Source organism: Pseudomonadota bacterium (genome assembly GCA_026388255.1).
Lineage (GTDB): Bacteria > Desulfobacterota > Syntrophorhabdia > Syntrophorhabdales > Syntrophorhabdaceae > JAPLKB01.
The window spans coordinates 24264-50541 of the sequence record JAPLKC010000036.1; the positions used below are offsets into that span (position 1 = coordinate 24264).

26 protein-coding genes are annotated in these 26278 nt (G+C 42.9%); 16 read left to right on the plus strand and 10 right to left on the minus strand.

Translation table 11 applies throughout. The features are described 5' to 3' along the window. Nucleotides 1–306, minus strand: coding sequence for a hypothetical protein (locus tag NT178_03990; GenBank protein ID MCX5811689.1), 306 nt, complete (start codon nucleotides 304–306; stop codon nucleotides 1–3). A gap of 167 nt (nucleotides 307–473) precedes the next feature. Here NT178_03990 and NT178_03995 point away from each other — a divergent pair, with 167 nt between their 5' ends. The 6 genes from NT178_03995 to NT178_04020 all read left to right on the plus strand — a co-directional run bounded on the left by NT178_03995 (nucleotide 474) and on the right by NT178_04020 (nucleotide 8100). Beyond that, entirely contained in the window at nucleotides 474–1739 is a 1266-nt protein-coding gene (locus NT178_03995; GenBank protein ID MCX5811690.1) for a Wzz/FepE/Etk N-terminal domain-containing protein, read from the plus strand. Next, the gene (locus tag NT178_04000; protein ID MCX5811691.1) at nucleotides 1736–4261 is read left to right on the plus strand and encodes an SLBB domain-containing protein; all 2526 of its coding nucleotides are present in this window, start codon (nucleotides 1736–1738) and stop codon (nucleotides 4259–4261) included. Before NT178_03995 ends, NT178_04000 begins: the two co-directional genes overlap by 4 nt. 183 nt (nucleotides 4262–4444) lie before the next feature. Continuing rightward, nucleotides 4445–6439 (plus strand): YjbH domain-containing protein, encoded by a 1995-nt coding sequence (locus NT178_04005; protein MCX5811692.1) that lies wholly within the window; start codon nucleotides 4445–4447, stop codon nucleotides 6437–6439. A 112-nt stretch (nucleotides 6440–6551) separates the two neighbouring features. After that, entirely contained in the window at nucleotides 6552–6836 is a 285-nt protein-coding gene (locus NT178_04010; GenBank protein MCX5811693.1) for a hypothetical protein, read from the plus strand. Between the two features lie 262 nt (nucleotides 6837–7098). After that, a complete protein-coding gene (locus tag NT178_04015; GenBank protein ID MCX5811694.1) occupies nucleotides 7099–7407 on the plus strand; it encodes a hypothetical protein in 309 nt (102 codons plus the stop codon). A gap of 210 nt (nucleotides 7408–7617) precedes the next feature. Then, nucleotides 7618–8100 carry a hypothetical protein gene (locus NT178_04020; protein ID MCX5811695.1) on the plus strand — a complete coding sequence of 161 codons (483 nt, stop codon included), beginning with the start codon at nucleotides 7618–7620 and terminating at the stop codon, nucleotides 8098–8100. 141 nt (nucleotides 8101–8241) lie between these two features. On the opposite strand, the gene NT178_04025 is transcribed toward NT178_04020, so the two are convergent. Further along, nucleotides 8242–8457, minus strand: a complete 216-nt coding sequence (locus NT178_04025) for a transposase (GenBank protein ID MCX5811696.1) — start codon at nucleotides 8455–8457, stop codon at nucleotides 8242–8244. A gap of 431 nt (nucleotides 8458–8888) precedes the next feature. On the opposite strand from NT178_04025, the gene NT178_04030 reads away from it, so the two are divergent. Beyond that, complete coding sequence (locus NT178_04030; GenBank protein MCX5811697.1) at nucleotides 8889–9494, plus strand: DnaJ domain-containing protein; 606 nt, start codon at nucleotides 8889–8891, stop codon at nucleotides 9492–9494. Between the two features lie 227 nt (nucleotides 9495–9721). Here NT178_04030 and NT178_04035 read toward each other — a convergent pair whose 3' ends face one another. The 3 genes from NT178_04035 to NT178_04045 are packed head-to-tail and all read right to left on the minus strand — an operon-like array spanning nucleotide 9722 to nucleotide 12865. Next, nucleotides 9722–11056: a C4-dicarboxylate ABC transporter substrate-binding protein gene (locus NT178_04035; protein ID MCX5811698.1), complete on the minus strand. Its 1335-nt coding sequence runs from the start codon at nucleotides 11054–11056 to the stop codon at nucleotides 9722–9724. Nucleotides 11057–11069: 13 nt separating this feature from the next. Beyond that, the gene (locus tag NT178_04040) at nucleotides 11070–11960 is read right to left on the minus strand and encodes a DUF362 domain-containing protein (protein MCX5811699.1); all 891 of its coding nucleotides are present in this window, start codon (nucleotides 11958–11960) and stop codon (nucleotides 11070–11072) included. Nucleotides 11961–11962: 2 nt separating this feature from the next. Further along, a complete protein-coding gene (locus NT178_04045) occupies nucleotides 11963–12865 on the minus strand; it encodes a hypothetical protein (GenBank protein MCX5811700.1) in 903 nt (300 codons plus the stop codon). 270 nt (nucleotides 12866–13135) lie between these two features. On the opposite strand from NT178_04045, the gene NT178_04050 reads away from it, so the two are divergent. Together NT178_04050 and NT178_04055 are read left to right on the plus strand one after the other, a co-directional pair. Next, nucleotides 13136–13957, plus strand: coding sequence for an EFR1 family ferrodoxin (locus NT178_04050; protein MCX5811701.1), 822 nt, complete (start codon nucleotides 13136–13138; stop codon nucleotides 13955–13957). Between the two features lie 165 nt (nucleotides 13958–14122). After that, nucleotides 14123–15217, plus strand: coding sequence for a hydroxyacid dehydrogenase (locus NT178_04055; GenBank protein MCX5811702.1), 1095 nt, complete (start codon nucleotides 14123–14125; stop codon nucleotides 15215–15217). 93 nt (nucleotides 15218–15310) lie between these two features. Here NT178_04055 and NT178_04060 read toward each other — a convergent pair whose 3' ends face one another. The 4 genes from NT178_04060 to NT178_04075 all read right to left on the minus strand — a co-directional run bounded on the left by NT178_04060 (nucleotide 15311) and on the right by NT178_04075 (nucleotide 17472). Then, entirely contained in the window at nucleotides 15311–15523 is a 213-nt protein-coding gene (locus tag NT178_04060) for a hypothetical protein (GenBank protein ID MCX5811703.1), read from the minus strand. A gap of 59 nt (nucleotides 15524–15582) precedes the next feature. Beyond that, nucleotides 15583–15765 (minus strand): hypothetical protein, encoded by a 183-nt coding sequence (locus tag NT178_04065; protein MCX5811704.1) that lies wholly within the window; start codon nucleotides 15763–15765, stop codon nucleotides 15583–15585. Between the two features lie 144 nt (nucleotides 15766–15909). After that, nucleotides 15910–16851, minus strand: coding sequence for a WYL domain-containing protein (locus NT178_04070; GenBank protein ID MCX5811705.1), 942 nt, complete (start codon nucleotides 16849–16851; stop codon nucleotides 15910–15912). Nucleotides 16852–16974: 123 nt separating this feature from the next. Beyond that, nucleotides 16975–17472 carry an isoprenylcysteine carboxylmethyltransferase family protein gene (locus tag NT178_04075; GenBank protein ID MCX5811706.1) on the minus strand — a complete coding sequence of 166 codons (498 nt, stop codon included), beginning with the start codon at nucleotides 17470–17472 and terminating at the stop codon, nucleotides 16975–16977. Between the two features lie 204 nt (nucleotides 17473–17676). Between NT178_04075 and NT178_04080 the strand changes: the two genes are divergently transcribed. The 7 genes from NT178_04080 (at nucleotide 17677) to NT178_04110 (ending at nucleotide 25712) form a co-directional block, all read left to right on the plus strand. After that, entirely contained in the window at nucleotides 17677–18720 is a 1044-nt protein-coding gene (locus tag NT178_04080; protein MCX5811707.1) for a deoxyguanosinetriphosphate triphosphohydrolase, read from the plus strand. Nucleotides 18721–18794: 74 nt separating this feature from the next. After that, nucleotides 18795–21476 carry a valine--tRNA ligase gene (locus NT178_04085; protein ID MCX5811708.1) on the plus strand — a complete coding sequence of 894 codons (2682 nt, stop codon included), beginning with the start codon at nucleotides 18795–18797 and terminating at the stop codon, nucleotides 21474–21476. After that, a complete protein-coding gene (locus tag NT178_04090) occupies nucleotides 21477–22715 on the plus strand; it encodes a DUF294 nucleotidyltransferase-like domain-containing protein (GenBank protein MCX5811709.1) in 1239 nt (412 codons plus the stop codon). It abuts the gene before it with no gap. An 11-nt stretch (nucleotides 22716–22726) separates the two neighbouring features. After that, nucleotides 22727–23104, plus strand: coding sequence for a CBS domain-containing protein (locus NT178_04095; GenBank protein ID MCX5811710.1), 378 nt, complete (start codon nucleotides 22727–22729; stop codon nucleotides 23102–23104). Between the two features lie 85 nt (nucleotides 23105–23189). Then, the gene (gatC, locus tag NT178_04100) at nucleotides 23190–23483 is read left to right on the plus strand and encodes an Asp-tRNA(Asn)/Glu-tRNA(Gln) amidotransferase subunit GatC (protein MCX5811711.1); all 294 of its coding nucleotides are present in this window, start codon (nucleotides 23190–23192) and stop codon (nucleotides 23481–23483) included. Between the two features lie 109 nt (nucleotides 23484–23592). Then, nucleotides 23593–25059, plus strand: a complete 1467-nt coding sequence (gatA, locus tag NT178_04105) for an Asp-tRNA(Asn)/Glu-tRNA(Gln) amidotransferase subunit GatA (protein ID MCX5811712.1) — start codon at nucleotides 23593–23595, stop codon at nucleotides 25057–25059. Nucleotides 25060–25082: 23 nt separating this feature from the next. Next, nucleotides 25083–25712 carry a uracil-DNA glycosylase gene (locus NT178_04110; GenBank protein MCX5811713.1) on the plus strand — a complete coding sequence of 210 codons (630 nt, stop codon included), beginning with the start codon at nucleotides 25083–25085 and terminating at the stop codon, nucleotides 25710–25712. Between the two features lie 131 nt (nucleotides 25713–25843). On the opposite strand, the gene NT178_04115 is transcribed toward NT178_04110, so the two are convergent. Then, complete coding sequence (locus tag NT178_04115; GenBank protein MCX5811714.1) at nucleotides 25844–26248, minus strand: hypothetical protein; 405 nt, start codon at nucleotides 26246–26248, stop codon at nucleotides 25844–25846. Nucleotides 26249–26278: the final 30 nt, after the last annotated feature.

Consider the following 26278-nt stretch of genomic DNA (forward strand, 5'->3'; position numbering starts at 1 on the left):
TTATGAGGTGATACTGTATATATAAATAAGTGCCAGCGAAATGATTGCTGCTGCAATATTGGATAACCGGAACAACTGTTTTTCCTTCTTGTATCCAAAATCCAAAGTGATTGTTCTTAAACCGTATATGCTGTGAAAAGTAAAAAGAATCAATATAAGTACGTCAATTAGAGGCTGGCGGTGGAGGCTGAGCGCCCAATCAGGTTTTTTATCTTTTGTGAAGAGAAAGAAGCTGGTTAGTATTTTTATACCGAAAAGTATTACAAGGGATACGCCGCTGATTCTATGAAAAAGCCATATGAACATGTTCCATTACATATCAATTGGAGTTCTTTTTTGTCAAGGGAATTTAGCGAAATATTTATAGAACTTTTACAAAATATCTTGACTTTTACCAGTGAAGAAACGAATAATAATACGGTAAATCAGTATTAACTGAATAAAATACAAGTATCTACCGAGAGGGGGAATGTTTGGAAGAAAATTCCATTAAAACCGAGTATGTTGAAGATGAAATTAATCTGTTGGATTATTTCATTGTTCTTGTAAAACGGAAAAAACTTATTGTATACATTACTTTGGGCATCATGATTATAACCGCAATCATCAGTCTTATCCTGCCGCCGATATACAGAGCGGAGACAAAGATCATGCCGCCTCAACAGTCAAGCCAGGGCTCGATGTCCCAGCTTTTGGGCCAATTGGGAGGCGCTGCCGGCATAATAGGTTTGCCGTCAGGAGGCTTAAAGAGCTCAAGTGAGCTTTATATTGCCTTCCTAAAAACCAATAATATTTTAGATCGTATGATTGACAGGTTTGATCTTATGAAGTTGTATAAAACCAAATCAAGAGAAAAAACGAGAGCCACCCTTTCAGGCGCTCTTACGGCAAAAGAAGACAAGAAAAGTGGCATGATAACAATTGCTGTTATTGATAAAGACCCGAAAAGGGCTGCACAGTTCGCAAATATATTTGTAGAAGAATTGAGGGCCTTAAATAAAGGACTTGCTGTAGGTGAGGCCAGTCAGAGGAGATTATTCTACGAAGAACAGATCGAGGATGTAAAAAAGGCGTTAGCAACAGCAGAAGAGGATTTAAAAAGTTTTCAGGAAAAAACAGGCGTTTTAAGCATAGAACCTCAGGCACAGGCAGTGATTATGAGTATTGCAAACGTAAAGGCAGGAATTGCCGCAAAAGAAGTGGAATTGAGGGTGTTAAGGACATATTCGACAAGCAATAACCCTGATGTTAAGAAAACCGAAGAAGGGATAAAAGGCCTTAAGGCTGAGTTAAACAACCTGATGAAGAAAAACAAAGTAGAGCATGATCCCTTAATGCCGACAGAAGAAGCGCCCCAGGCTGGATTGGACTATCTCAGGAAGATGAGAGATGTGAAGTTTTATACAACACTTTATGAGTTTCTTATCAAACAGCATGAGGCGGCAAAAATTGATGAAGCCAAGGATGCGACGATAATTCAGGTAATTGATAAGGCCGAGCCGCCCGAGAGGAGATTTAAACCTAAAAGAACACAAATGGTGCTTATTGCCGGCGTTGTTGGTTTTTTTCTGTCTATATTTTCTGCTTTTTTTATGGAATATACAGAAAAGTCCTCTTCCAATCCCGAGAACAAAGAAAGGATTGATGAGATAAAAAAGTATTGTTCATTTGGCTTTTTGCACAGGATGGAAGGCATTATGACAAAACTGAAAGGCATTAAAACTAAAAAAATCGAATGAAACATAATAAGGAGCAAAGCATGGTAAGATTTATACAAACCTCGGCAATACTTTTTTTGGTATTGATATGTTGTGGTAGTGCGTTAGCCCAGCAGTCTTCGCTTCCGGTACCTTCCCAACTATACCAAAACCAACCGAATCTTGCTAATCCATACGGTGCAGGGCAAACGCCTACTATGGGACAGCAGTTTAATTACCAGCAGACCCCACCCACCCCTGCTCAATTATTTCAGCAATTACCGCAGCAGACTAAAATAGTTGAAGAAAAGCAATCGGAATTTGAGCGTTATATAACAGATAAGGTTATTGAAATAAATGAGTTTCAGTTTGAAATCCTCAAGAGATTAGACGGGATTACTTTTCTCTATTCCGATAGGACCATTAACAAAGGAACGGTTGCCTTGCCTGTTAAAATTATAAAAATAACTAAAAAAACGTCAAAAGATACGAATAAAAATGAAGCGAGTGCTCTGGAAGAAAAAAAATATGAAGTGTCACAAATGTATCAGGAACTGGAGATTACCGATAAACCTGTTCTTATTGATGCCGGTTTTATCGTTGGGACTGTTGACGCAATTACCAGGACCTTTAAGATGCTGGGTTTGAGGTTGCCCTTTGTTGTATCAACCGATATCAAGCATTTCGGTTATGATCTTTTCAGGCAGTCCCCTGGTATATTTGCACCGTTCGGCAATATGCCTGTAGGGCCGGATTATGTTTTGGGGCCGGGCGATGAAATAAAGATCATGATATGGGGCAGCATTGACGCAGTCTGGAATGTGTTTGTAGACAATCACGGGAATATTTCGCTTCCCAGGGTGGGCATTATAAGTGTTGCCGGTCTAAGCTACCGGGAATTGAAGGATACGCTGCATAGGTCGTTGTCAAGGAATTTTACCGGATTTGAGATGAACGTAAGCATGGGCCAACTGCGGACCATGAGGGTCTTTATAGTGGGAAATGCAGAGAGGCCGGGAAGTTATACAATTTCTTCATTTTCGTCGGTTATAAATGCCCTTTTCGAAGCAGGCGGTCCGAGCAAGACCGGGACGATGAGGGATATACAGGTGAAGAGGAATGGAAAGACAATAGTTCACTTTGATCTGTATGATTTTTTGCTAAAAGGCGACAATACAAAAGATGTGAGACTTCTTCCTGAAGACGTGGTCTTTATCCCGTCTGTCGGAACGCTCGTTGCGATAATGGGGAATGTGAATAACCCTGCAATATATGAATTGAAAGGAGATGCCACTATACCGCAGCTCATCGAGATTGCCGGCGGGTTGGACACTGTTGCCTTTGCAGGCAGGGCTCAGATAGAAAGGATTGTTGACAACAACAGACAGGTTGTGCATGAAACTGACCTGGCAAACATGAAAGATAAGGATATAAAGCTGTATTCCGGGGATGTTGTTAAGATTTTTCAGATTGTGCAGGAGAAACGGGTTGTGAAGCTTTCCGGCGCTGTACAGAGAGAGGGAAGCTATGGCTTAAAACCGGGAATAACCGTGAAGGACCTGATCTTGCTGGCAGGGGGTTTGAAGTACTATGCATACACAAAAGAAGTGGATCTGGTGAGGTATTCCGTGACGGACGAAGGTCCGAAAACAGAAAAGGTGACTTTAAGCATTGAGAAAGCCATGGCAGCCGATCCGGAAAACAATCTAACGTTAAAAGAGGATGACTACCTTTTTGTAAAGAGTGTCCCGAACTGGCAACCACAGCAGACAGTAACTATTCAGGGCGAATTGCGATTCCCCGGCGTATATCCGATTAGAAGAGGGGAACGTCTTGCTTCGTTAATAGAGAGGGCAGGCGGTTACAGCGAGTATGCATATTTGAGAGGCGCAGTTTTTACAAGAGAAAGACTACGCGAGATACAACAGAAAAATATGGAAGAGATAATCATAAGGCTCGAAAGGGAGCTCATGTCTGCAAGTGCTGCCCAGGCTGCTGTTGCGACATCCTCGGAAGAGGTATCGGCAAGGAAAGCCGAGGCTGAGCAAAAGCAGAAGTTTCTTGAGTCATTAAAAAAGCTTAAGGCAACCGGGAGATTGACGATACGTTTGGGCCATCTTAGATTATTGAAGGGCAGTGATTTTGATATTGAGCTTGAGGGCGGAGACACCCTTTATATACCTGTGTCAAATAACATTGTGAATGTAGCGGGTTCTGTCATGACCCAGGGAAGTTTTATATACTCTAATGCGTTTAGCAGCAAAGATTATGTTGAGCTTGCAGGCGGGGCTTCGAGGTGGGCGGACACAAACAGTACATATATAATGAAAGCGGACGGCAGCGCCATGAAGGTAAGCAGGGGATTGTTCAGTTGGAATTCGGCGCAGACGAGATGGGAGATGGCCACATTCGGAGAGTCTGCAAAAGAAGTCGAGCCCGGAGATACCATCGTTGTCCCGGAAAAGGTGGAACGCATTGCCTGGTTAAGGGAGATCAAGGATATCGCGCAAATTATTGCCAATCTGGCTATCAGCGCAGGTGTGGTAAAGGCTCTCTATCAATAAGCAGGGAAGTAAAAATGAATATTGGCCAGCAAGTATATAAAAATATTTAGAGAGTTTTATTCTTAAATTCCATAACAATGGCTGAAGAGAGTGCTGAAAACAAAGAACGCAAATAAGTCTTGTCTTTTTATAGGTATAGCCTTCCTTTTTTATGCTCTTCTCTTTTGTATTCCAAACTTAAGCATGGCTTCAGTCGAGCCTTTCTCCGGGCCTGCCAACTGGGGCGGGACAGGTCTCATGGAGACCCCTACTGCGAGGGTGTTGGAAGAAAATAAATTCAGGGCCGGGGCAAGCCAGGTAGACCCTTACCGGTATTATTACATTGCTGTGAGTCCTTTTAAAAACCTTGAAATTGTCGGAACGTTTACTGAGGTTATCGGTGTAGCGGGATTTAAGGATCATCCTGAATATGGCAATTATAAAGATAAATCGTTGGATGTGAAATATAAATTTATTGAAGAAGGAAAATACAGCCCCGCTGTTTCTATAGGCATCAATGACCCTACTGGAACAAGGGTTTATCCATCGCAATACATCGTTGCAAGCAAACAGATATATCCTTTTGATTTTACGCTTGGGTTAGGCAACGGGAGGTTTGGCAAAAGCCCGCTTCCAGCTCAAGGGGAAGGTTTTAAGGTTGAAATGTTCCAAGATATAAGGGGGTGGTTTAAGGACTCACAATTCTTCTGGGGCATACAATTTGCCCCATCGGAAAAATTTGCCCTTATGATGGAGTATAGTCCCATCAAGTATGAAGTGCAGACCCGGGACCCTGCTCAGTCAAAATATTTTAATGAACCTGTGAAATCAAATTTCAATTACGGTTTGAGATTGAAACCGTATAAATGGGCAGGCATTGACCTGAGCTATCAAAGGGGTAATCAACTCGGTGTAAACCTCTCTGTAGCTTTTGATATAGGACAGCCCCTGATACCCATTTATGACCATCCATACAGAGAAAAGCAGGGAGACAAGGCAAGCACATTGCATAAACGATTAGCTAAGGCGCTGGATGAGTCCGGGTTCAGCAATATCGGTATCGATGAACAAGGGGATGATCTATGGATAGAGGCTCAAAATGACAGGTATTATTTCAGCACAAGGGCTATCGGGGTAATTCTCAAGATTGTTAATGATATAGTGCCGTTGAATATTCAGAAGGTAAACATAGCGCTGACCGATAATCTGATCCCGATATTCCGATTTGCGACAACGAGGCTTGATATAACAGAATTATATGAAGATAAAATTACCGTTAATGAATTTTATCGTCTATCGAAGATCGATTCGGATGTCCTTATAGTATCTGATGTTAAAAAGGAGAAAAGAAAGTATTTTGAGTATGGTATAAACCCGGCCTTCAGGATGTTCCTGAATGACCCGTCAGGTTTTTTTAAATATAGACTCGGGGGAGCTATATGGGGAAGTTTTAGCCCCTGGAAGGGAGGGTCTTTTGTCCTCGGATTTGAAGGCTATCCTATAAATACCGTATCAACATCGAATATGCCTTCATCAGAGCCTGTTAGGACCGATATTACGCCTTATCAGCAGAAAACATTATCACTCTACAGGATGCTATATAAGCATATTTATAAGACAGAGCATAATATTTACGGGAAACTGGCTGTAGGAATATTAGAGGCGGAATATGCAGGGTTTGATGGTGAGGTTGCCATGCCGCTCGATGGAGGAAGGGTTTTGGTAGGCGTAAGCAGCAGTATTGTAAAAAAAAGGGATGTTGATAATGCATTCCGGTTAAGCAGCCAATATCCAAATACTTATTATACAGCTTTTTTAAATACACGACTGAATATGCCGGAAATTGAAACCTCGATAGATGTTAAGGCAGGCAGATTTCTTGCCGGTGACAAGGGTGCGAGAGTAACTGTTTCGAAATTTATTAAAGGGGTTATACTGTCAGCCTGGTATAGCTGGACAGACACCTCAATATTTAAAGACAACATTAACAAGGGCTATAGCGACAAAGGGTTTATGCTGACGTTTCCATTAAGGTTGTTTAAAGGCTCAGACAGCAAAACTACTTTTAATTATGCAATTTCACCCTGGACAAGAGATGTTGCTCAGGACATTGAACATCATCACGATACGCTGTTTGATTTTTTTGGACGAAACATAAATATTTATCTTGACAAGGATAAATCGATGATTTATAAATAACTATATTATATAGTATAATGTTTATAGAATACGGGGATTGAGGAGGACAAATTGTACTCCCAAATGATACATCATTTATTAAGAACACAAAAAAATAAAGTGAGGTGAGTTTATGAGAATGAGAAAAATGTTTGGTATGGTGTTAGCAATTTTATTAATTATTGGTCTTGTGATCCCTTCTGTAACATTTGCACAGGCTGCCGAGGGTGCAGGAGCAGGAACAGCAGCAGGAGCAGGTGGTGGTGCAGCAGGAGCAGGAGCAGCAGCAGGAGCAGGAGCAGCAGCAGGCATTGGCGCAGGTACAATAGCAGGGGTAGTGGTTGGTGCAGCGGCAATAGCAGCCGGTGTAGCAGCGGCATCCTCAAGCTCCAGCAGTTCAACAGCTGTAACTCATTAATAAATTATTTTAATTTATGAGGAATAAGGCTGGAAAAGCATATGCTTTTCCAGCCTTTTAACTTTTTTACAACATGGAAAAAAGATATATAATAGTACGCCTGTTCATATTCATGCTGCTTTTTCAGACTTTTTCTTATGCAGCGCCATTATTTGACAGCAATATAGAATCTGCTCTTTCTTCTGCGGAATCATTGTTCAAAATGATGAAAAACAGAAATTACCCAAAGATATGGTCGTTGCTTACCCGGAAGTCGAAAGATGTGATTTTAGATGATGTATATAAAGCAGAAACGAGTGCAGGAGTGGTGCACTTAAGGGAAAATATAAATAACGATTTCAATATTGGCGGCACTTTGTCAAAAGAATACTGGAAAAGCTTCCTTGAAAATTTTAACCCCGATACAGTTTTAGAACAGAGTAAATGGGATACAGGTACATTTGAGAAGGATAAGGGAGAAATAATAATCAAGTACAAAAAAGCTGAAAATCCTGCCATCTTATTGATGTTTAAAGAGAACGGTATGTGGAAGGTAGGATTTGTCGAAACTTTCTGGACAAGAAAGAAATAGATTGTAAATTATAAAATCAAGAAAACAGCAGTCGGATTGAAATATCAAATCAATAAAAAATAAAATCAGTGCAGAGTCATCATTTTATGGAGTAGAGGTGACTTTTAGTTGTCATTAATACAATAACAACAATAACCTGAAATATCGCTGCCTGATCAGGTTGAAAGAAGTTGGATATTGTTAATAAAAACTGAAACACAAGGGTGAAATATGAGTGATTATGACGATGAAAAGCCTGACTGGCGGGAGATTGACAGAAGGAAGGATAGCAGCAGGCAATACGGAAGACAGGAAAATACAAATAAAAAAGAAATGCCGAAAGACAGATGGAATGTTGCCAGGAGAAAAGAGGCGCTGGATAGACTTTTCATGGGTGAAAAAGGGACAATAGAGCATGAAAAATTATTTAATAAAATTCACAAATCATACGGGTCAGGCAGTTTTATTGTAAATGTAAAAAAGTATATTGAAAAATATGGCATACCTGATGACGTATCAACTCTTCTGCTCATTCTTGATACAAAAGAACAGGACATTGTTTTTAAAACATTCGATAAAATAACAACTATTTATAACGGATTATCTCCAAGGCAAAAAGAGGATGTCAGAAGAAAGCTGTCTATCCTGAAACTGACCGATAGGTCGTCTGAAGTCAGGGGGAAAGCAGAAGACACATTGCAAACGATACAATAAAATATCCAGGCATTCAGATATTATGACCCTTACATGTTTGCAGAGTAAGACTTACCCGTGCAGATCTGTCGGTTACTTTATTGCCCCGCGGGTCAATACCCCGAAGTTTTGCTTCGAAATGTTTTTTGGCTCCTTTTCATATCAAGTGGGTAGCCCGACTTTACTGTAGTCCGGCTTCCCTGTAATCATATAGATTATGGTCTTGAGGCTCTTGAAGGTTCTGTAACCACGAGCTTTTGCCCTGGCCACTTGGATCAGACTGTTGAGCCCTTCCAGAATACCGTTATTGATTTTGCTGTAGTACCAGCGGAGCACACCTGACCAGTGACGCTTTATAGTCCTGGCTGCGTCTCTGATGGGATCATACGGCTATACTGCCCAGAAATATCATTTTTGAGTGCCCTCGTGAAACCTTCCCCGGTCTCTTCTTTGTAGATATCCTGGAAGTTTTCACGGATATGATAGGCTCTCACCGTTTTCAGATTGAGCCGGGGTATAGACTCTATGGTCTTCAGCGTCTTGAGTTGAGTTTTAGTAAGGTTTTCGAGGTTCTTTAGATATTGGGGAGTACAAAAATAGATTTTTTCCTACCCATCTGTTCCTTATTATGCTATTTTTCCTTATTATTAGTAACAATTGAGCAGCATAATGACTAAAATCGAAAGACAGGAAATAATTTTGCATCTCGATAATCCCTCAGTCTTATTCATGCCCGCTTACGAGTCGGCAGCCCCAGCAAGGTTGCCTGGAATTACAATAATAAAACAGGATAGACGACGGGCTTGCCCATGGGAGTGTATGATCGTGATTATGAGAGATTTTATCTGATGATTTTAAAAGACTATTACTACATACTCAAGTTGACAAGGGATGCCTCAGCTTCTGAAATAAAAGATGCATACAGGAGATTAGCCCTTGAGTGTCACCCAGACCATCACCAGGAAGATCCTGAAGCTGAAGAGAAATTCAAACAGCTAAGCGAAGCATATTCTGTTTTAGGAGATACACAGAAGCGGAGCGACTACGATCTTCTGCATCATCCTAACTCCACGACTTCAGATATCCACGAGCACTTTGATAATAACATGGGTAGTAGATACCAGCATGCAAGGAGAGAAAATGAATGTGGTCGAAAACCGGATTATCTTGCACAAAAAACAATTTTGAACATCGTAAAACCGGGCCAACTCTATGAATTCCTCCTCACTCCTGAAGAGGCTCAGTTTGGAACTGAGAGGTTGGTTTTGATTATCATGGGTAAAAGACAGCAAAGATATCGTATTCGAATTCCGGGAGGGATGACCCAGGGAACACAATTCAAAGCGATCCTGGGAAGGAACGAAAGCCGGTATATCCTTGTTAGGATAACGATATTAAGGTCAGCGTATCAATAATTACAAGGTTTGAAAAATGTCTTGTGAAAAGCTTATATGCCCGTCCGGTTTGTTTAGTATTCTTCCAGGAAATATAAGACATAATTTTATTGAAAGGAGAACAGTTTGTCCCGGGGGAAAAGAATCATTATTATTGGTAAATCAGCGGTTGGTCTCAAGGCCGACAACAACCTGACCTCATAAAAAGTTATTGAGTAGGCTCTCTCGACTTCATAGTGATTTTCATTTCAGGCCATAAATCTGTTGCGCACAAATGTGATATGCAAGCGTAAGTCGTAGAATTGGTCTGCGAAGGATGCCGGCATTTTCATCTTGCTCACCGCTTCTTCGATATTGTCGAGCCTTTCCATTAAAGCTTTGCGCCTATCCGGTGCCAGTTGTGGCCCGATATCACGCTCCATAACCATCAGTGCGCGGTACCATCTAAAAATGCGCGACCTGAAACGCCACTTGTATATGACCGGTATGAGGCGCAGTCCGGGCAGAAGAAGTATGAGCATGGGCACGAGCACTACAACGAGGCGATTCACATGGCTGGCAAACCCAAAGGGCAGATAACGGTAGAAGAAACTCTTTCCCGATTTATAGAAGCGAACCGCGTCGTCGCTTATGTGGATATCCTGTTTGATCGGTGCGGGGAATTCGTCCTTGCGCTTGATAAGCCCGGAGCCGGAGTGCACTTCGTGCGCAGCCTCGATTAATAAATCGGAGAGTGCCGGGTGGAGGTACTCCCGAGCAATCAGTTCAACCGTCGGCGCGAGCAGATAGAAATCCTGGGCAGGTATGTCCTTTCCGAAATCTATTGACCCCCTTGGAAGGGTAATCTTATTCAGGTAAGAGATGCGTCGCGTATAAGCGTCAGCCTGGGTAAAATCGAAGAGCTTGATGCCGGGTGTATGCAGAAGTTGGCGTATAAGCTTTGTTGATACAGAATCACCCATCAGAAACACTGCATCAACCTTGCTATTCAGGATCGCTTCCACCGCTTTGTCGGAGTCCATCTCAAGCAGTTTTGTAGGACCTCCCGTTTCTATGCCGTTGCCTGCGAGTAATGCGAGTGAAAGGATGTGTGTTCCGCTGCCGATTTCGCCTATTGCTACCCGCTTACCGGTTAACTGCGACAGGAGTTTGATGTTAGGTCCGCCCCTGTAAAAGACAAAAAGTGGTTCGTATGAGATGCTGCCCAGAGAAACAAGCTTGTCGGTTTTTATCCCCGTGTTCACTCCGCCTTGCACAAATCCTATGTCAACCTTTGACAAAGGGTCAGCCAGTCTCTTGATATTTTCGACAGATCCCTCAGACGGAAGTATCCTGAGCGTTATGTTATTTCGCCCGAGTATCCGGGCATATTTTTCCGCTGTCCTGTGGAACATGCTGCCATCAGGCCCGCTGGTTATGGTGATGGTTTTGGGCGGCGCAAGGTAAAAAAACAGGAATATGCTGAGCACGAGAACTACAAGAACCAGAATGATCGCGCTTAATGCAGCAGCGCGTCCGAGCCCGAAGACCTCTGTGAACATGAACCGGAGTTTGATGAAGCCTGATTTTCGATTTATTCTCATCGCCTGCACCTCTTCAGATGAGTACTTCTTCCGACCATCCGAGCTTTACAACCCGGATCTTCGAGAGATCACTTATCCCCAGATGGTATTTCTTATCCGCTGTAGTGATATGAACAGGCAATACGTCGAGGGACTTTTCTTCCCCGAAAAAAGCCGCCCGTTTCAATCTGAGCAATTCAGCTCCAACAGCATCGACTGCTACCGGATCGGTCCCGACGATAAGCCCTTTGTATGGCCAGACATAACGCCTGTCAAAATAATTCGCACCCCTTCCATAGAACTGTGGCGTAAGTGCGCAAAGGATGTTCAATCTGGTTTTGCCCTTCACCATTGGCAGAGTCCATATCTTTCCAAGGTCGGAACAGGCGTCTCCGTGATAGGAAGAAGGAGATTTTACGAACATGATGTAATTCTTGAGACAGGTGCCCACGCCTGACCAGTGGTGCGTCCTCACGGGGCGGACATTGACCAGTGCCGTCGCATTCATGAACACCGGATTTTCAAGCACGCCTCGATCATCGACTGACAGGTTCTTCTCGTTGACACCAATGTCAAGGAGTCTCTGTTTTATCCCGTCTTCCAACTCCTTTGGAGTCGACAAATAACGCCAGACATTCGTCTTGATGCCGACTGTGTCCGCTTTGTTGAAAAGGGATTGCCAGCCGGCCAACGTTCCTTTCCGGTTGGTAAGAGCTTGTATCGCTTCGTCAAGCATGGACTGGAGTACCCCTGCATTGATCTCCCCTTTGGAATCCAATACTTCAGACCTGCGAATAATAATGACTTGCGCCGTGGATTGGGCCTGCGCTCCCCGTGGAAAGGCAGATGCCAGTGCACCTGCCAGGAAAAGTCCCGTGGTGCCTTTAAGAAAATCCCGACGTGTTATTATCTTTTTCTCCTTCATGTTTACCTCCAACTACCCATCTCTTTAATTAGCCCTTCAGCAAGCGGTTCATCGAGTGCATCAAATACGATCATGATAAATTCCTTCTGCAATCCTGCTTTTGTCCATTTGCCGTTTTCTGTTTTCACAGAGTGCCGTCCTTCAGAATCCGGCATGTATGCCTTTTTAAAGTTCGTCAGTGCTTCAATGGCCTTCCCCGGAAAAGGGTATCGTATGAGAAGTAGATAAAACTTGTCTTTGCCCGTGTCATACAGTGCCAGCGCTGCTTCCACGTCGGGGGACAGGTTCAGGATGTTCTGATGGGAAACAAAAAAGCGTTGGTTAAGAAGAATATGGCTTCTGACAAACCATACCTTTTTTATGGTGAAGATAGATCCTTTGCCCGGTAAGCAGGTAAGGAGCTCAGGAGGACTACCGGTCTCTTTTATTGCCGGGATCAGTTTGTGCCCGAGAGCGAGGATGGCTTTGTCCATATCTGGGCCGGGTTCTTCACCGTAAACGGTGACAAAGAACCGCCCCTTCCAGAACCTGAGCATGCCGCCGCCGAATTCCGACCCCTGGCCAATCCCTGCATCAGGGTCCTGCTGCTCAAAAGAGAATACACCGTAGGCATCTGCCGAAGAACCCATCTCAAAGAATTCTGCAGAGATAGCCGGTCTGCCGGGTTTTTCGTAGCGAAGTACGGAAAGATGCTTGAGATTATAGGCAAGATAGAGTTCGGCTGCACCGTTCATGTATTTAAAAGCGGTCCTGGAGTCGTAGTCTCCAGGGATACCGATCAATTTCCAGCCTTCCACGTCCGGAGGCCATATGGCGGCATTGTTCATATCTGTCCTTTCATTGCAGAGCGCAATAGACGGTAGAAATAAAATTGAAATAATAATAAAAATAAAAATCCGTGCCACTTTTCTTATTTTACCACATTTGATGAAAAATTGAATACAGTTTGTTGTAAAACGAGACCTTTGCAAAAGTGCCCTGATCGCTATTTTCTGTCATGTCCCGTCTGCACGGGATCACTGCCCGTTTCACTCTACCGGGGCAGGCTTAATGCCGGTATTTTATGGGTTTTGGAAAGGTCTTGATATTTCCGATATACTCATTCTATTTTATTCTCAAACAGGCAATATAGAGAAACCGGCCGAAACCGTTGCCTTTAATAAGGAGGTATTTTAATGAATATCCAGACTATTTCTTGTGTTTATTTTTCACCTACAGGAACAACCAGGGCAATAGTGGAGAACATTGCAAGGGGAATGCAGGCCGGAAAGATCGAAATGGTGGACTGCACGAAACGGTCTCAGCGGGATAAGCACGCTTTCGGCAGTGAAATTGTCATTCTTGGAGTACCGGTATATTATGGTAGAGTACCGGAAGAAGTGGCAGGCTTGCTCGCAACAATCACTGCAAAACAAAGGCCTGCAGTGCTTGTTGCGGTCTATGGAAATCGTGCTTATGACGATGCGCTGAAAGAGCTTTATGATATTGCGTCGACACAAGGGTTCATTCCTGTTGCCGCAGGCGCCTTTATAGGAGAGCATTCTTATTCTTCTTCGGCTTACCCGATAGCCCAGGGAAGACCCGATGAAAGCGACCTGCAAAAAGCCCGACTATTTGGAGCCAACATAAGGGAAAAACTGCTTAATCTTGAATCTCCTGAAAAAGCAAATACCATCACCGTACCCGGACATTTTCCGTATGTTGAACCAAAAACATTACTTCTTATTAAAGAAGCACGAAAAACAACATCTTATGCACCGGAGACAGATGTCACTGTTTGTACTCATTGTGGAAAATGTGCTGAGGTCTGTCCCACAGGTGCTGTACCACCGGGTGAACCCACCATGACAGACAGATGGCAATGCATAATATGCCATGCATGTATCAAAAACTGCCCATCCGGGGCAAGACAGATGAAAAATGAAAACTTTGACGCTAAAATCAAGTGGCTCTATGATATTTGTCAGCCAAGAAAGGAACCGAAATGGTATCTATAGCCTGTGGGGGCAAAGGGCCCGCAGTTTGCTGCGAAAGCTTTTTCTGGTTTTATCTATGACACCCCCGTCCACTTGCGACAGGGCAAATCATCATATTTCAGTTGAAAAAACTACATGTTTGCGGCAAACTAATAAGCAACAATTACATAACACACAGGAGCAACAATGAAAGACACAAAGCATTCATCATCGGCAGGGGCTAAATATGAAATTATGCATTTTGAGGCATTAGGCCCGGAAGCGGTATATCTCGAGGAGGAAACGTTAAAGGCAAAAGAGCTGGGTGAAATTCCGGTAGATCACACCTTTTTTATTACTCCAGACAACCTTCAAGATTTTCTCAAGGAAAACCCCGGAACTGTTCTGCCTGATATAATAACGACAAAAACGCACTCGGTTCTTCCGAAAAGCTATCTGGAGGAGCGTAAAAAAAACATTATAACGAGAAGTGCAGGGTACGACCACTTTGAACATCTGGCAGAAAAAGCAAATATAGCCTCTCTTCGCGAATATTGCGTGAATGCCGTGGCGCAGACAGCAATGAAATTCCTCTACGCGGCGGCAGGTGAAATGAACCATTATGAAAAAAACATTGAGACCTTTGAAAGGAAGAATTCAAATGCCTTCATGGAACTTGACATAGAGCGGCTTCTCACTGTTTTTGGCGTCGGTAAGATAGGGAGAAGGACTTATGAGCTTGCTGAAGCAAACGGGCTGACCGTGCAAGGGGTGGATATAAGGCAGGAGGAATTACGTGGTATTTACGGCAAGACAGTAAAATTTGTCTCAAAGGAAGAAGCAATCGAATCAAGCGATATAATCGTCAATGCCATGAATCTTACAAAAAATAAAGAAAGCCGGTTTTATAATGTCGGATATTTTTCCGGGGTATATCTTTCAAGAGCAAAAAACAAGTTGATATTTATCAATGTAACACGGGGAGAGATAGCCCCGGAAGCAGTTTTGCTGAAATTGTACAAGTCCGGGAAAATTACAGGTCTGGGACTGGATGTATTCACAAACGAATCTGAGTTTGCAAGATTGCTTACTGGTGAAGCTGTAACCGGTACAGACCTTATGGCGGCTAAAACCCTTGTTAGTATGTCTTTAGAGCGAAAGGCAAACATATATGTTCAACCCCACCAGGGTTTCAATTCCGACATTGCGGCAAAAACCAAGGCAGTTGAAGCGATAAAACATGTCATATCATGGTATAAAAATAAGGGGAACGGCTTCGACGACCAATTACCGTATTATTGAGAATCTTCGCCGGCATTGTATTGTTTGTCTCCTCTGGAATATGAGAAGAAACATATGGCAGCTTAACTATGTGTCCGTGAAAGCAGGGGAAAATCAATACTTAATATTCCACTGTGCATCATAGACGGTGTTTCCGCAAATCCACCCCCTGATAGCGCCATCTTTATCCAGGATAGAACCATCCTCGGCAACCCAGTAGGCGTCAAATCCAAGGATATCGCGAGATGTAATCTCAGGGGCCTGCAAGTCAGTTACCGTCATGAGGAAAAACAGGATAAATAACACGTAAAAAATGGTCTTATACATATGTCCTCCCGATTGCTACAATTTGTCCCCTCTGTACTGCATAGAGCCTTTTATGTTCCCTATGAGCCAAAGAGCATGTTACCGGTGCCGCCCGACAAAAAACACATGTACTCAAGGTCTTCCTCCCCGATGATTTCATATTCATCACCTTTTTTAATACATGCTTCCTGCAACGCATCTTTCAGGTTAAATGCGTCAACAATTCTGCATGCGTCGTGTACCATGAATGCATATAGCGGCATAACGTTCACCTCTTTTATATTGCCAATCTTGAAACATATGTAATTGTATCAAATGGGGGTGACAACAGTATGTCAGTGTAAAAAAATATTTTAAATTTTGGATTTTGAATTTTGAGTTAAAATAGAGATACGCTCGGAAGGGCTTTAAGAATGGTTTCGGGCTGATTCGGAGAGTTCTTTTTGAATCTGTTTTCTGAACCATTCCGGCTTGACAACCTCCACATTCGGAAGCCAGGAGTATATCCACCGCTTTATTTCATCGGTGCCGGCAACAATGAATGAGAGTTCAACGTCACCGTTGGGAAGGATATTCCTCTTTTCCGATGAGTGCCACTTCTCTTTCCTGAGAATATAGTCGGCAACATTGGTGTTAAACTTTACCTTTATTTTTACTTCCTTACCGTCAATGATCCCCCATGTATGGGATAGATAGGTATTGAGATCAAAATCCTTCCGGGGTTCAAAATAAAGATAGCGCTCCTTAATGTCAAGAACCCGGTCAACGGCAAAGCTTCGGATATCTTTCCTTTTGTGACAGAAGCCGATCATAATCCAGATGCCTTCATAATAGACGAGTCCATAGGGATCGACAATCCTCGCGCCGGTTGTTTTTGATTGTTTAGATTTGTAAGTTATCTCTACTGATCTCTTTTCGTTTATAGACAAGGAGATGGTTTTCAGTATTGTATCCATCTTATCTGTAAATACCGGAGCAGGTGTTTTTATAATGATCCCTGTCTCTTCCGGCAACGCCTTTCCGGAAACAAGAAGCATCCGATTGATAAGGGTCTGAAAGTTTTCCTTGAAAGATGCCCCCAGTGCAGAAACAGCCTGCCCGGCAGAAAAAAGGGTAATAAGTTCGCCCTGTGAGAGGACAAGCTTTTTTATTCTGTCTCCATGTGTAAATTTATACCCCTCTTTCTCATGGTCGTACTCAATGGCATCGACGATGTTTATCAATTCAAGGTACCTGTAAAGGGTTCTTTCTGAAACATGAAAACGTCCTCTCAACGATTTCACAGAAGGATATTCTTTCCGGGCAATAATGGTATAAATCTCAAGGAGTCTGATAATCTTTTCAGACATACCAACAGGTTTTGAAGTTTTTTTGGTTTCAGGCAGTTTCATGCTATTTTGATTATACCATGTCCGGGTTGCCCTCAGGGTGCTATCTTTGAATCAGAATTGATATGAGAAGCAATATTCTATTTAAATCCAACGCCTTACTGAGGCCTTATAATCTAAATACTCCTTGCCGAATTTATCTTCCAGGTATTTTTCTTCAGGTCTGACTGCAAGATATTCAAAGAGGATAAAAAGAATTGGTATGGCTAATACAAGCCATACGGAGCATATCAAAACCGCAATTCCGCTTAGTAAAAGCAGCAGGGCAAGGTACAAAGGATTACGGGAAAATCTGAAGGAACCTTCTCGAACTATTTTCACGGTAGATTTTGTAGGGTCAAATGGGGTTTTATTGTCTGTAAGGGCTTTAAAGGCGCTCAAGGATATTAAACCTGAAGCAAAAATTAGAATGCAACCGATAGTCATTCTAATTGTCCATGCGCCGCTGATAAGACGAAATGGAAATAAATACTCCAGGAAGACGCCGACGCCTAAACATGCGAAAAATATAAGTGGTGGAGGTATGTTGACCGCTGCCCTATCCTTTGAATTGTTTTTCATACCCGCCCTTTTTCTCTCCATTATCCTTTTACATCAGCATGTTGTCAAGGAATATGTCAAGAGTTTATGAAGATAGCCCCGATCAAACTTCTCAATCGTTTTATTGCTTTAGTCATTTTCTTGTGATAAATTAGGAATCTGAAAAGATAAATCAAATCCCTGTTTTAGAATTCGATTGAAGATAGTTCCTGTAGGCTTGATTTGGTCTTGCGGGTTTTAAAAGAAATGAACATCAGAAATAAATTAGAGCAAAAAGAAGAGATAATCCTGTCGCCCTTTGCCCAGAAAAGCAGCAAAACAAAGGGAAGACTGAAGGAAGAAGCTGAATGCGATATAAGACCGGCATTCCAGCACGACAGAGATCGAATTATACACAGTAAATCATTCAGGAGGCTCAAGCACAAGACGCAGGTTTTTCTGTCGCCTGCAGGAGACCATTACAGGACAAGGCTTACTCATACGCTTGAGGTCTCGCAGATTGCCAGAACAATTGCAAAAGCCCTTTTTCTCAATGAAGATCTGGTTGAAGCCATTGCCCTTGGTCATGATCTTGGGCATACGCCTTTCGGTCACGCAGGAGAAGCTGTTTTGAATGAGATACATACGGGCGGTTTCAGGCATTATGAGCAAAGTCTCAGGGTAGTTGATCTCCTTGAAAGGGAAGGCGAAGGACTGAATCTTACCTTTGAGGTAAGGGACGGCATACTGAAGCATTCAAAAGGCAAGGGAGAGATTGTCTCAAGGGGTGAAGCGGATAAACCTGCTACCAGAGAGGCCGAGGTTGTAAGGGCTTCAGATATAATCGCCTATATTAACCATGATATTGACGATGCCATAAGGGGTAACATCATTACAGAAGAAGATTTGCCCGGGGACAGCAGGAAATTTTTAGGCAATACAACCTCGGACAGAATTGACAGCATGGTTCGGGGGGTAATCAACGAAACACTAAAATATGATGATTTAAATGTAAGCCTCGGTAAAGAGCTTGAGCACCATATGATAAAGCTCAGGAGTTTTCTGTACGAAATGGTGTATGATAATCACATTGTACATGATGATTTTATAAAATGTTCAAGGATAATAAAGGAACTCTATTTTTATTTTTTGGGCAACCCCGATGCATTACTTGCAGAAACAAACAGAGATCATTATTACGATGAACCGGCTGTGTGTGTGTGCGACTTTGTCGCAGGCATGTCAGACAGGTATGCCTTTAATCTTTTTGGAAGGATTTTTCTTCCATTGCCCTGGAACATACCGGGATGAAACCAGGGAAGTGTAATGTTTAAGCCAGCCAAAGGCTGGTAAATTAAATTCCGACATTAAAAGGGAGTTGATATATGATGGATAAGGTCTATGACCCGCACAGGATAGAAGAGACGTGGTATGCATTCTGGGTTAAAGAAGGTTTTTTCACAGCAGACAGCCATGATTTCAGGCCGCCATTTTCAATAGTGATACCGCCGCCGAACGTGACCGGCTCATTGCATATGGGTCATGCATTGAACAATACCTTGCAGGATATTATCGTGAGGTTTAAAAGGATGGCAGGTTTTAACACACTCTGGTTACCGGGTACGGACCATGCAGGTATTGCAACCCAGAACGTTGTGGAGAGAGAACTTGTAAAAGAAGGGCTGAACCGTGAGGTGCTCGGCAGGGAAAAATTTGTTGAAAGGGTCTGGGATTGGAAGGAACATTCCGGAGGGGTGATTATCGGTCAATTAAAGAGGCTCGGCTCATCATGTGACTGGTCCAGAGAACGCTTTACCATGGACGAAAGGCTGTCCAGGGCAGTGCGTGAGGTCTTTGTAAGGCTTTTTAACGAAGGACTCATCTATCAGGGCGATTACATTATAAACTGGTGTCCGAGATGTAAAACCGCACTTTCCGACCTTGAAGCAGAGCATGAGGAGACAAAAGGTTACCTGTACCACATCAAGTATCCGCTGGCGGAAGGAAAAGGTTATTTAACCGTTGCTACTACCAGACCGGAAACAATGTTCGGAGATACTGCCGTTGCCGTAAACCCAGAAGATGAAAGGTACAGGCAGTATATCGGAAAGTTTGTAGTGCTCCCCATAGCAAACAAAAAGATTCCCGTTATCGGCGATAGCTATGTTGATGCTTCATTCGGTACAGGCGTTTTGAAAGTTACCCCTGCCCACGACATAAACGACTTTGAGATAGGGAAGAGACATAATCTTGCATTGGTGAAGGTGATGGACGATGACGGAAGGATGAATGAGAACGCCGTCCATTACACCGGCATGGACAGGTTTGAGTGCCGGGAAAAGGTTGTTGAAGAACTGGAGAACAAAGGTCTCTTTGAAAGAATTGAGCCTTATGCGCTGGGCGTTGGAAAGTGCTACCGGTGTAAAACGGTTGTTGAGCCTACATTGTCGAGACAGTGGTTCCTGAAAATGAAGCCCCTTGCAGAACCGGCAATTGAGGCGGTAAGGGCGCACAATGTCAGGATTGTCCCTGAAATGTGGGAAAAGGTCTATTTTGAATGGATGGAAAACATACGCGACTGGTGCATATCCCGGCAGATATGGTGGGGACACAGGATACCCGTCTGGTACTGTGACAACTGCGGTAAAATGTATGTTACTGTGGATGACCCGCATATATGCAGCGAGTGTAAAAGCGAACTGAGACAGGAATCCGATGTGCTCGATACATGGTTTTCTTCAGGGTTATGGCCCTTTACCACGCTTGGCTGGCCTGAAAAAACAGACGATCTCAAGACATTTTACCCGACATCACTCCTTATAACAGGGTTTGATATCCTCTTCTTCTGGGTAGCGCGCATGATTATGATGGGAATCAAATTTATGGGGGATGTACCTTTCAGGGAGGTATATATCCATGCCCTTGTGAGGGATGCCGAAGGCAAAAAGATGAGCAAATCAAAGGGCAATGTCATTGACCCTCTGATTATAATTGATCAATACGGGACAGATGCATTCAGGTTTTCACTTACCATGCTCGCTGCCCAGGGCAGGGATATACTCCTTTCCGAGGAGCGGATTGAAGGGGTGAGAAACTTTGCAAATAAGGTATGGAATGCCTCCAGACTTGCCCTGACGTTTCTTGAAGATATGCCCGCAGCATCTGAAAAGCCTGCCTCATCTCCGTCATTCATGCCCGATAAGTGGATACGTTCAAGGACACAGAAGGTTATACGTGAAGTGACGGAAAACCTCGATACCTATAAGTTTAATGAAATTGCAAACACTTTGTATAACTTTGTCTGGCATGAGTTCTGCGATTGGTATCTTGAGCTTATTAAGCCGAACCTTTATGGAAAGGTGACCCGGTACGACAATGATGCCACAAAGAATGCCCTCAATAATACACTGACGGATATATTGAAACTCCTGCACCCTATTATGCCCTTTATTACCGAGGAGATATATCAGAAACTGCCGCATAGTCCCCCTGCAGATTCCCATTCAAAAACGGACAAAGAAGGCTTACATGAGAGCATTATGGTCTCGCCATTCCCCATATACAATGAAGCGCAGGTGAATGAAGAAAGTGAATCCGGTATGGATATTATTATGGGGGTTATTGATGTAATCAGAAACATCAGGGGTGAAACAGGGATTGCGCCGAATGTAAAAGTTGAAGCCATGATCCGCGCAAACGGCAACCGCAACCTCCTTGAAGAATATGGATATTACATCAAGGAGTTGGCAAAGGTCGGGGAACTTGTTTTTATAACCGGTGAAGCGCCGGAAAAGTCTGCTGTCGGCATATATAAAGGAGTAGAGATATTTGTCCCAATAAAAGACCTCATAGATGCACCCAGGGAGATTGCAAGGATAGAGAAGGAACTGGTAAAGATAGAGGAAGAGATGGGAAGGGTTTTTAACAAGATAAACAATGCCTCTTTCAGGGAAAAGGCACCGCCCGATGTAATAAGAAAAAACGAGATGAATTATAATATGTTGATGGAAAAAAAAGAGAAACTGACAGGAAGCAGGAAGGTATTGAAAGGGCTTACGGAGAAGTAAATGCCGCTTGATTTTTCAGTTATAGAAAAATTTATATCCGATTATCAGGAGACCTTGAGAGATAAGCTTTTACTCAGGCATGAGCGGTATAATATTCTTGCCGTGCTCAGGGATAAACTTCAGGCTCTATTGGAAAATTACGATACTTTTGAAAAAAATATTTCATCACGTCTGTTCAATAAAATTGAAAAGGCAGAAACTTTTGAAGAGCTTAAGAAATACCATATAAAGGCAGTAGATGGAATCAAAGAATTTTTTCTGGATAATCAAACCGTTCCTGATGTTCACGACCTCTTCCGCATAATCAGGGATGCAATAACGGTCAAGGTATTACAATTAGTGGAAGAAGAAATGAAAGGCGACGGATTTGAATCGCCCCCGACAGAATACGTCTGGATCGGACTCGGCAGCGAAGGCCGTGATGAGCAGACGCTGCTTACCGATCAGGACAATATGATTGTCTACGACACAGACAACGGCCAATACGGATCGGACATTGTGGAACAGTATTATGAAGCATTTTCAAAAAAGGCTGCGGACAGGCTTAGCGATGTAGGTTTTGAAAAATGCAAAGGCGGGGTTATGCCGTCCAATGAGAAATGGAGGGGGTCAATTAAGACTTGGAAGAAGCGGCTGGAAGACAGACTCATCTATGAAAACGGCGCCTTCGAAGATCTTGATATTATTATCCTCACAGATGCCCGTCCCATGAAGGGCAACAGTAAACTTCTTGACGAGGTTATGACATTCTTTTTTAACTCTCTCAGTGATAATAAGCGCATTATGCAGGATTTCATCCGGTCGGCAGTTCTCATGCCCACTGCAATTACCTTTTTCGGCAACTTCAAAGTTGAAAAAAGTGGTGAATATAAAGATTCTCTTAACATAAAACTTCTCGGTTGGGCGCCCCTGATATTATCCGTAAGGATGCTTGCCCTGTCAAACGGCATATACGAAACAAACACATTGAAAAGAATAAGGTTAATGAAAGAAAAGGGTGTGATAAAAAAGGAGATGGAAAAGAATTTGACGGATGCATACCTTACATTTGTGAACTTCAGAATCATGAATCAGATCGATAAAAGCAAGGATAACAACAATAATATTTCCGATGCGAATCATATAAAACCGGATATGCTTGGCCAGAAAGCGCATGAGGAGTTGCGCAGGTCCATGAAATCGGTAGAGGCTTTACAGAAATATATTGAAGAAGTTCTATTATTTGGGCAGCCAATATAAAGGAGGAAGCTATGAAGGTTGTAGAACTTATGAACAGTAATGTGGTTACCTGCCGTCCTTCAGAATCGCTTACCGTTATTGTAAACAAATTTGAGCTTTTTAAAATTGCAGGCATGCCTGTTGTAGAAAAAGGGAAATTGGCCGGCATGATCTGCCAAAGCGATATTTTGAAGAACTTGAGAGAAGAAGGCGTAAATCTTAAAGATCTCACAGTTAAGGATGTCATGGTAGAAGAGGTTGTTACGGTTTCTCCAACCGAGTCGGTTGTGGAGGTTGCAAAAATAATGATCGAGAAACAAATAAACAGGATACCGGTTGTAGAGAATAGCATCGTTATCGGCATTGTAACGAGAACCGATATTGTACGTGCTGTAGCAGAGTGCGGATAAAAGAACAGTTTTGAATTTTGAGTTATGAATTTTGAGTTAAACTTGAACTGTAAACCATAAGTACCATTAAAGAGGTGAGAGATATATGAAAATTACGAAAGAAGCTGTCGGACACATAGCCCATCTGGCCAGGCTTGAACTTGACCCGGAAGAAATAGAGGCTTATACGGTACAGGTAGACAATATTCTCCGGTATATGGATAAACTCAATGTGCTCGACACGGAAGGGATTGAGCCGACAAGCCATGCCATGCCGGTTGTCTGTGTACTCAGAGAAGACCGGGCGGGAAACTCTTTCAGCGCTGATGAGTCAACTCTAAACGCACCGGAAAAGAAAGGCGGTTTTTTCAAAGTCCCGCCGATTATTGAAGTAGATTAAAGGCAGTGAATAGTCGTTAGTGAATAGTATATAGCACATAGCTTTTTTACTGTTCACTGAATACTATTCACTATTCACTAACGACTATTCACTTTTTTAAGGAGTTAGTATGGAACATTTACTTGATTTGGATATAAAAGCATTGGGGGAAATGCTCAGAAAGAAAGAGATTTCTTCTGTTGAGCTTACCGGTTTTTATCTGGACAGGATTAAAAGGTATGATGGAGAACTGCTCTCCTATATAAAAGTTACGGAAGATACAGCTATGGATATGGCAAGACAAGCCGATGCAAAGATAGCAAAGGGTGAGGAGGGAAGGCTTCTCGGCATCCCGCTGGGTATGAAAGATATCCTGTGTACACAGGGCATAGAAACTACCTGTGCATCTCAGATATTAAAAGGCTATATTCCTCCATACGATGCAACCATAATAAAGAAATTGAAAGAAGAAGGATTTGTCCTTCTTGGAAAATTGAATATGGACGAATTTGCAATGGGCTCATCCACAGAAAACTCGTCTGTTCAGATTACAAAAAACCCCTGGGATCTTACGTGTATTCCCGGCGGATCAAGCGGGGGTTCGACTTCCGCAACTTCCTCTGGGCTTTGTGCCGCATCTCTTGGAACAGATACAGGGGGTTCTATAAGACAGCCTGCGGGGCTGTGCGGTGTTGTCGGCTTAAAACCTACATACGGAAGGGTATCAAGATACGGGCTTATTGCCTTTGCTTCTTCTCTTGACCAGATAGGGCCTGTCACGCGAAACGTGACCGACTGTGCTGCTATGATGAATATCATTGCAGGATATGATCCAATGGATTCCACCTCTATCCCGGAACCAGTACCTGACTATACGGAATATCTGGGCAGGGATGTTAAAGGGATGAAGATAGGCATACCGAAAGAGTATTTTATGGAAGGCATAGAGCAGGACGTAAGGTCTGCTGTTGAAAACGCTGTCTCGTTTTTTGTAAGAAACGGCGCCTCTGTTGTAGATATAACACTTCCCCATACCGAATATGCCGTTGCCGTATATTATATCGTTTGTACTGCCGAGGCCTCTTCAAACCTTGCACGGTATGACGGGGTTAAGTACGGATTAAGGGTTGACGGTAAGGATATTATCGATATGTATAAGAAGACAAGGCTCAAAGGATTTGGCAAAGAAGTTGTAAGAAGAATTATCCTCGGTACATATGTGCTGTCTTCAGGGTATTACGATGCATATTATCGTAAGGCAGGGCAGGTAAGGACGCTCATAAGAAGGGATTTCGATGAAGCCTTCAATGCCTGTGATATCATTGTAACCCCGGTTTCACCGACTACAGCCTTTAAAATAGGCGAAAAAACGGAAGACCCTTTGACGATGTATCTTTCCGATATCTTTACTATCCCGGTAAATCTTGCAGGCTTGCCGGCCATGTCGGTGCCTTGCGGTTTTGATAATGCCGGTCTGCCCATAGGTCTCCAGATTATCGGAAAGCCCCTTGATGAAACCGGAATAATGCAGGCGGCTTATATGCTTGAAACAGAGCTGAAATTAAAGAAGATACCGGACAGGTTCAGGAATGTATAGCATAGAGACTATTATTATTTAACATGACTGAAATTAATGTACGAAGATTCCTGACTGCCCTTAAAAACATGGGCATTGATTCATATGTCTCCAGCAAAGAGGATATGCCTACGCTCCAACTTCTTCAGAAAACAGTAAAGCAATGCGGAAAATGCTCCCTTGCCGATACCCGGAAAAAGGTAGTCTTCGGAGAGGGCAGCAATAAAGCACGGCTTGTGTTCATCGGGGAAGCGCCCGGCGAAGAAGAAGACATCCAGGGAAGACCCTTCGTAGGGAGAGCCGGAAAACTCCTTGACAAGATGATTGAAGGGATAGGATTGAGGCGCGAAGAGGTATACATATGTAATGTATTGAAATGCAGACCACCCGACAATAGAGACCCTAAACCTAATGAGGCCGAGGTCTGTAAGCATTACCTTATTTCCCAACTCGAGATCATAAGCCCTAAAATTATATGCACACTCGGCAAACATGCCTATAATACACTACTTGGCGTTGACGAAAGTATAATAAGAATAAGAGGAACGCTTACCAGGTACAAAGGTATAAAGCTGCTTCCCACCTACCACCCTTCATTTCTGCTGCGTAATGCAGGCAGGATGAAAGAAGCCTTGGAGGACATGGATACACTGAAGCAACTCCTCAGGGAATAATACCATGTATCGTGTTTCTCGTATCTTAACTACAGTAAATAGTCTTTAGTCAAAAATCTATTCACCATTCACTGCTTTTTTCACATTTTCTGCCCTTTTAACTATTCACTATCGACTATTCACTGTTTCTCTCACACTTGTGGCGGTCTTTTCTTACCGTATGGGATGTTAGGCACCTGTTGTTGGACATAATCACAGAAAACCTGTAGATCATAGAGGAGCTTTTCAACGTCTTCTCTTACATAAGTTCCAAGACCTTTTTCAAAAGCTGTTTTTATTGATGCAAGACCTTTAGCCTGTTTCTTCACGGATACGGGCTTTGTATTATTCGGGTCAGGTTTGGGTTTTTTATATGCGGTGAGTCTGCTCTCTAATGATATATAGGTTACAGGCGTTTTTAAAATGTCGGTAAATATTTGCATGAGGTCGGGGCAATCAAGGTTTGCGGCAAAAAGATAACCCTGAGAAACAGGGAGATTTCCTGACCTGATTGCCCGCGTGTTCATGCCTCGAAGCTTGCTTCGAAATGGTTTCATCGTTGATGTCTTTTCTCAAGTACTAAGTAG

Bases quoted from the DNA above. Each gene is read 5' to 3' on its own strand.
- NT178_04035 (MCX5811698.1), bottom strand. From the start codon at position 11,056: ATGAGAATAAATCGAAAATCAGGCTTCATCAAACTCCGGTTCATGTTC.
- NT178_04110 (MCX5811713.1), top strand. From the start codon at position 25,083: ATGACTGAAATTAATGTACGAAGATTCCTGACTGCCCTTAAAAACATG.
- NT178_04040 (MCX5811699.1), bottom strand. From the start codon at position 11,960: ATGAAGGAGAAAAAGATAATAACACGTCGGGATTTTCTTAAAGGCACC.
- NT178_04055 (MCX5811702.1), top strand. From the start codon at position 14,123: ATGAAAGACACAAAGCATTCATCATCGGCAGGGGCTAAATATGAAATT.
- NT178_04000 (MCX5811691.1), top strand. From the start codon at position 1,736: ATGAAACATAATAAGGAGCAAAGCATGGTAAGATTTATACAAACCTCG.
- NT178_03990 (MCX5811689.1), bottom strand. From the start codon at position 306: ATGTTCATATGGCTTTTTCATAGAATCAGCGGCGTATCCCTTGTAATA.
- NT178_04080 (MCX5811707.1), top strand. From the start codon at position 17,677: ATGAACATCAGAAATAAATTAGAGCAAAAAGAAGAGATAATCCTGTCG.
- gatC (MCX5811711.1), top strand. From the start codon at position 23,190: ATGAAAATTACGAAAGAAGCTGTCGGACACATAGCCCATCTGGCCAGG.
- NT178_04010 (MCX5811693.1), top strand. From the start codon at position 6,552: ATGAGAATGAGAAAAATGTTTGGTATGGTGTTAGCAATTTTATTAATT.
- NT178_04030 (MCX5811697.1), top strand. From the start codon at position 8,889: ATGGGAGTGTATGATCGTGATTATGAGAGATTTTATCTGATGATTTTA.
- NT178_04020 (MCX5811695.1), top strand. From the start codon at position 7,618: ATGAGTGATTATGACGATGAAAAGCCTGACTGGCGGGAGATTGACAGA.
- NT178_04070 (MCX5811705.1), bottom strand. From the start codon at position 16,851: ATGTCTGAAAAGATTATCAGACTCCTTGAGATTTATACCATTATTGCC.
- NT178_04115 (MCX5811714.1), bottom strand. From the start codon at position 26,248: ATGAAACCATTTCGAAGCAAGCTTCGAGGCATGAACACGCGGGCAATC.
- NT178_04065 (MCX5811704.1), bottom strand. From the start codon at position 15,765: ATGCCGCTATATGCATTCATGGTACACGACGCATGCAGAATTGTTGAC.
- NT178_04095 (MCX5811710.1), top strand. From the start codon at position 22,727: ATGAAGGTTGTAGAACTTATGAACAGTAATGTGGTTACCTGCCGTCCT.
- NT178_04005 (MCX5811692.1), top strand. From the start codon at position 4,445: ATGGCTTCAGTCGAGCCTTTCTCCGGGCCTGCCAACTGGGGCGGGACA.
- NT178_04050 (MCX5811701.1), top strand. From the start codon at position 13,136: ATGAATATCCAGACTATTTCTTGTGTTTATTTTTCACCTACAGGAACA.
- NT178_04090 (MCX5811709.1), top strand. From the start codon at position 21,477: ATGCCGCTTGATTTTTCAGTTATAGAAAAATTTATATCCGATTATCAG.
- NT178_04075 (MCX5811706.1), bottom strand. From the start codon at position 17,472: ATGGAGAGAAAAAGGGCGGGTATGAAAAACAATTCAAAGGATAGGGCA.
- NT178_04060 (MCX5811703.1), bottom strand. From the start codon at position 15,523: ATGTATAAGACCATTTTTTACGTGTTATTTATCCTGTTTTTCCTCATG.
- NT178_04085 (MCX5811708.1), top strand. From the start codon at position 18,795: ATGATGGATAAGGTCTATGACCCGCACAGGATAGAAGAGACGTGGTAT.
- gatA (MCX5811712.1), top strand. From the start codon at position 23,593: ATGGAACATTTACTTGATTTGGATATAAAAGCATTGGGGGAAATGCTC.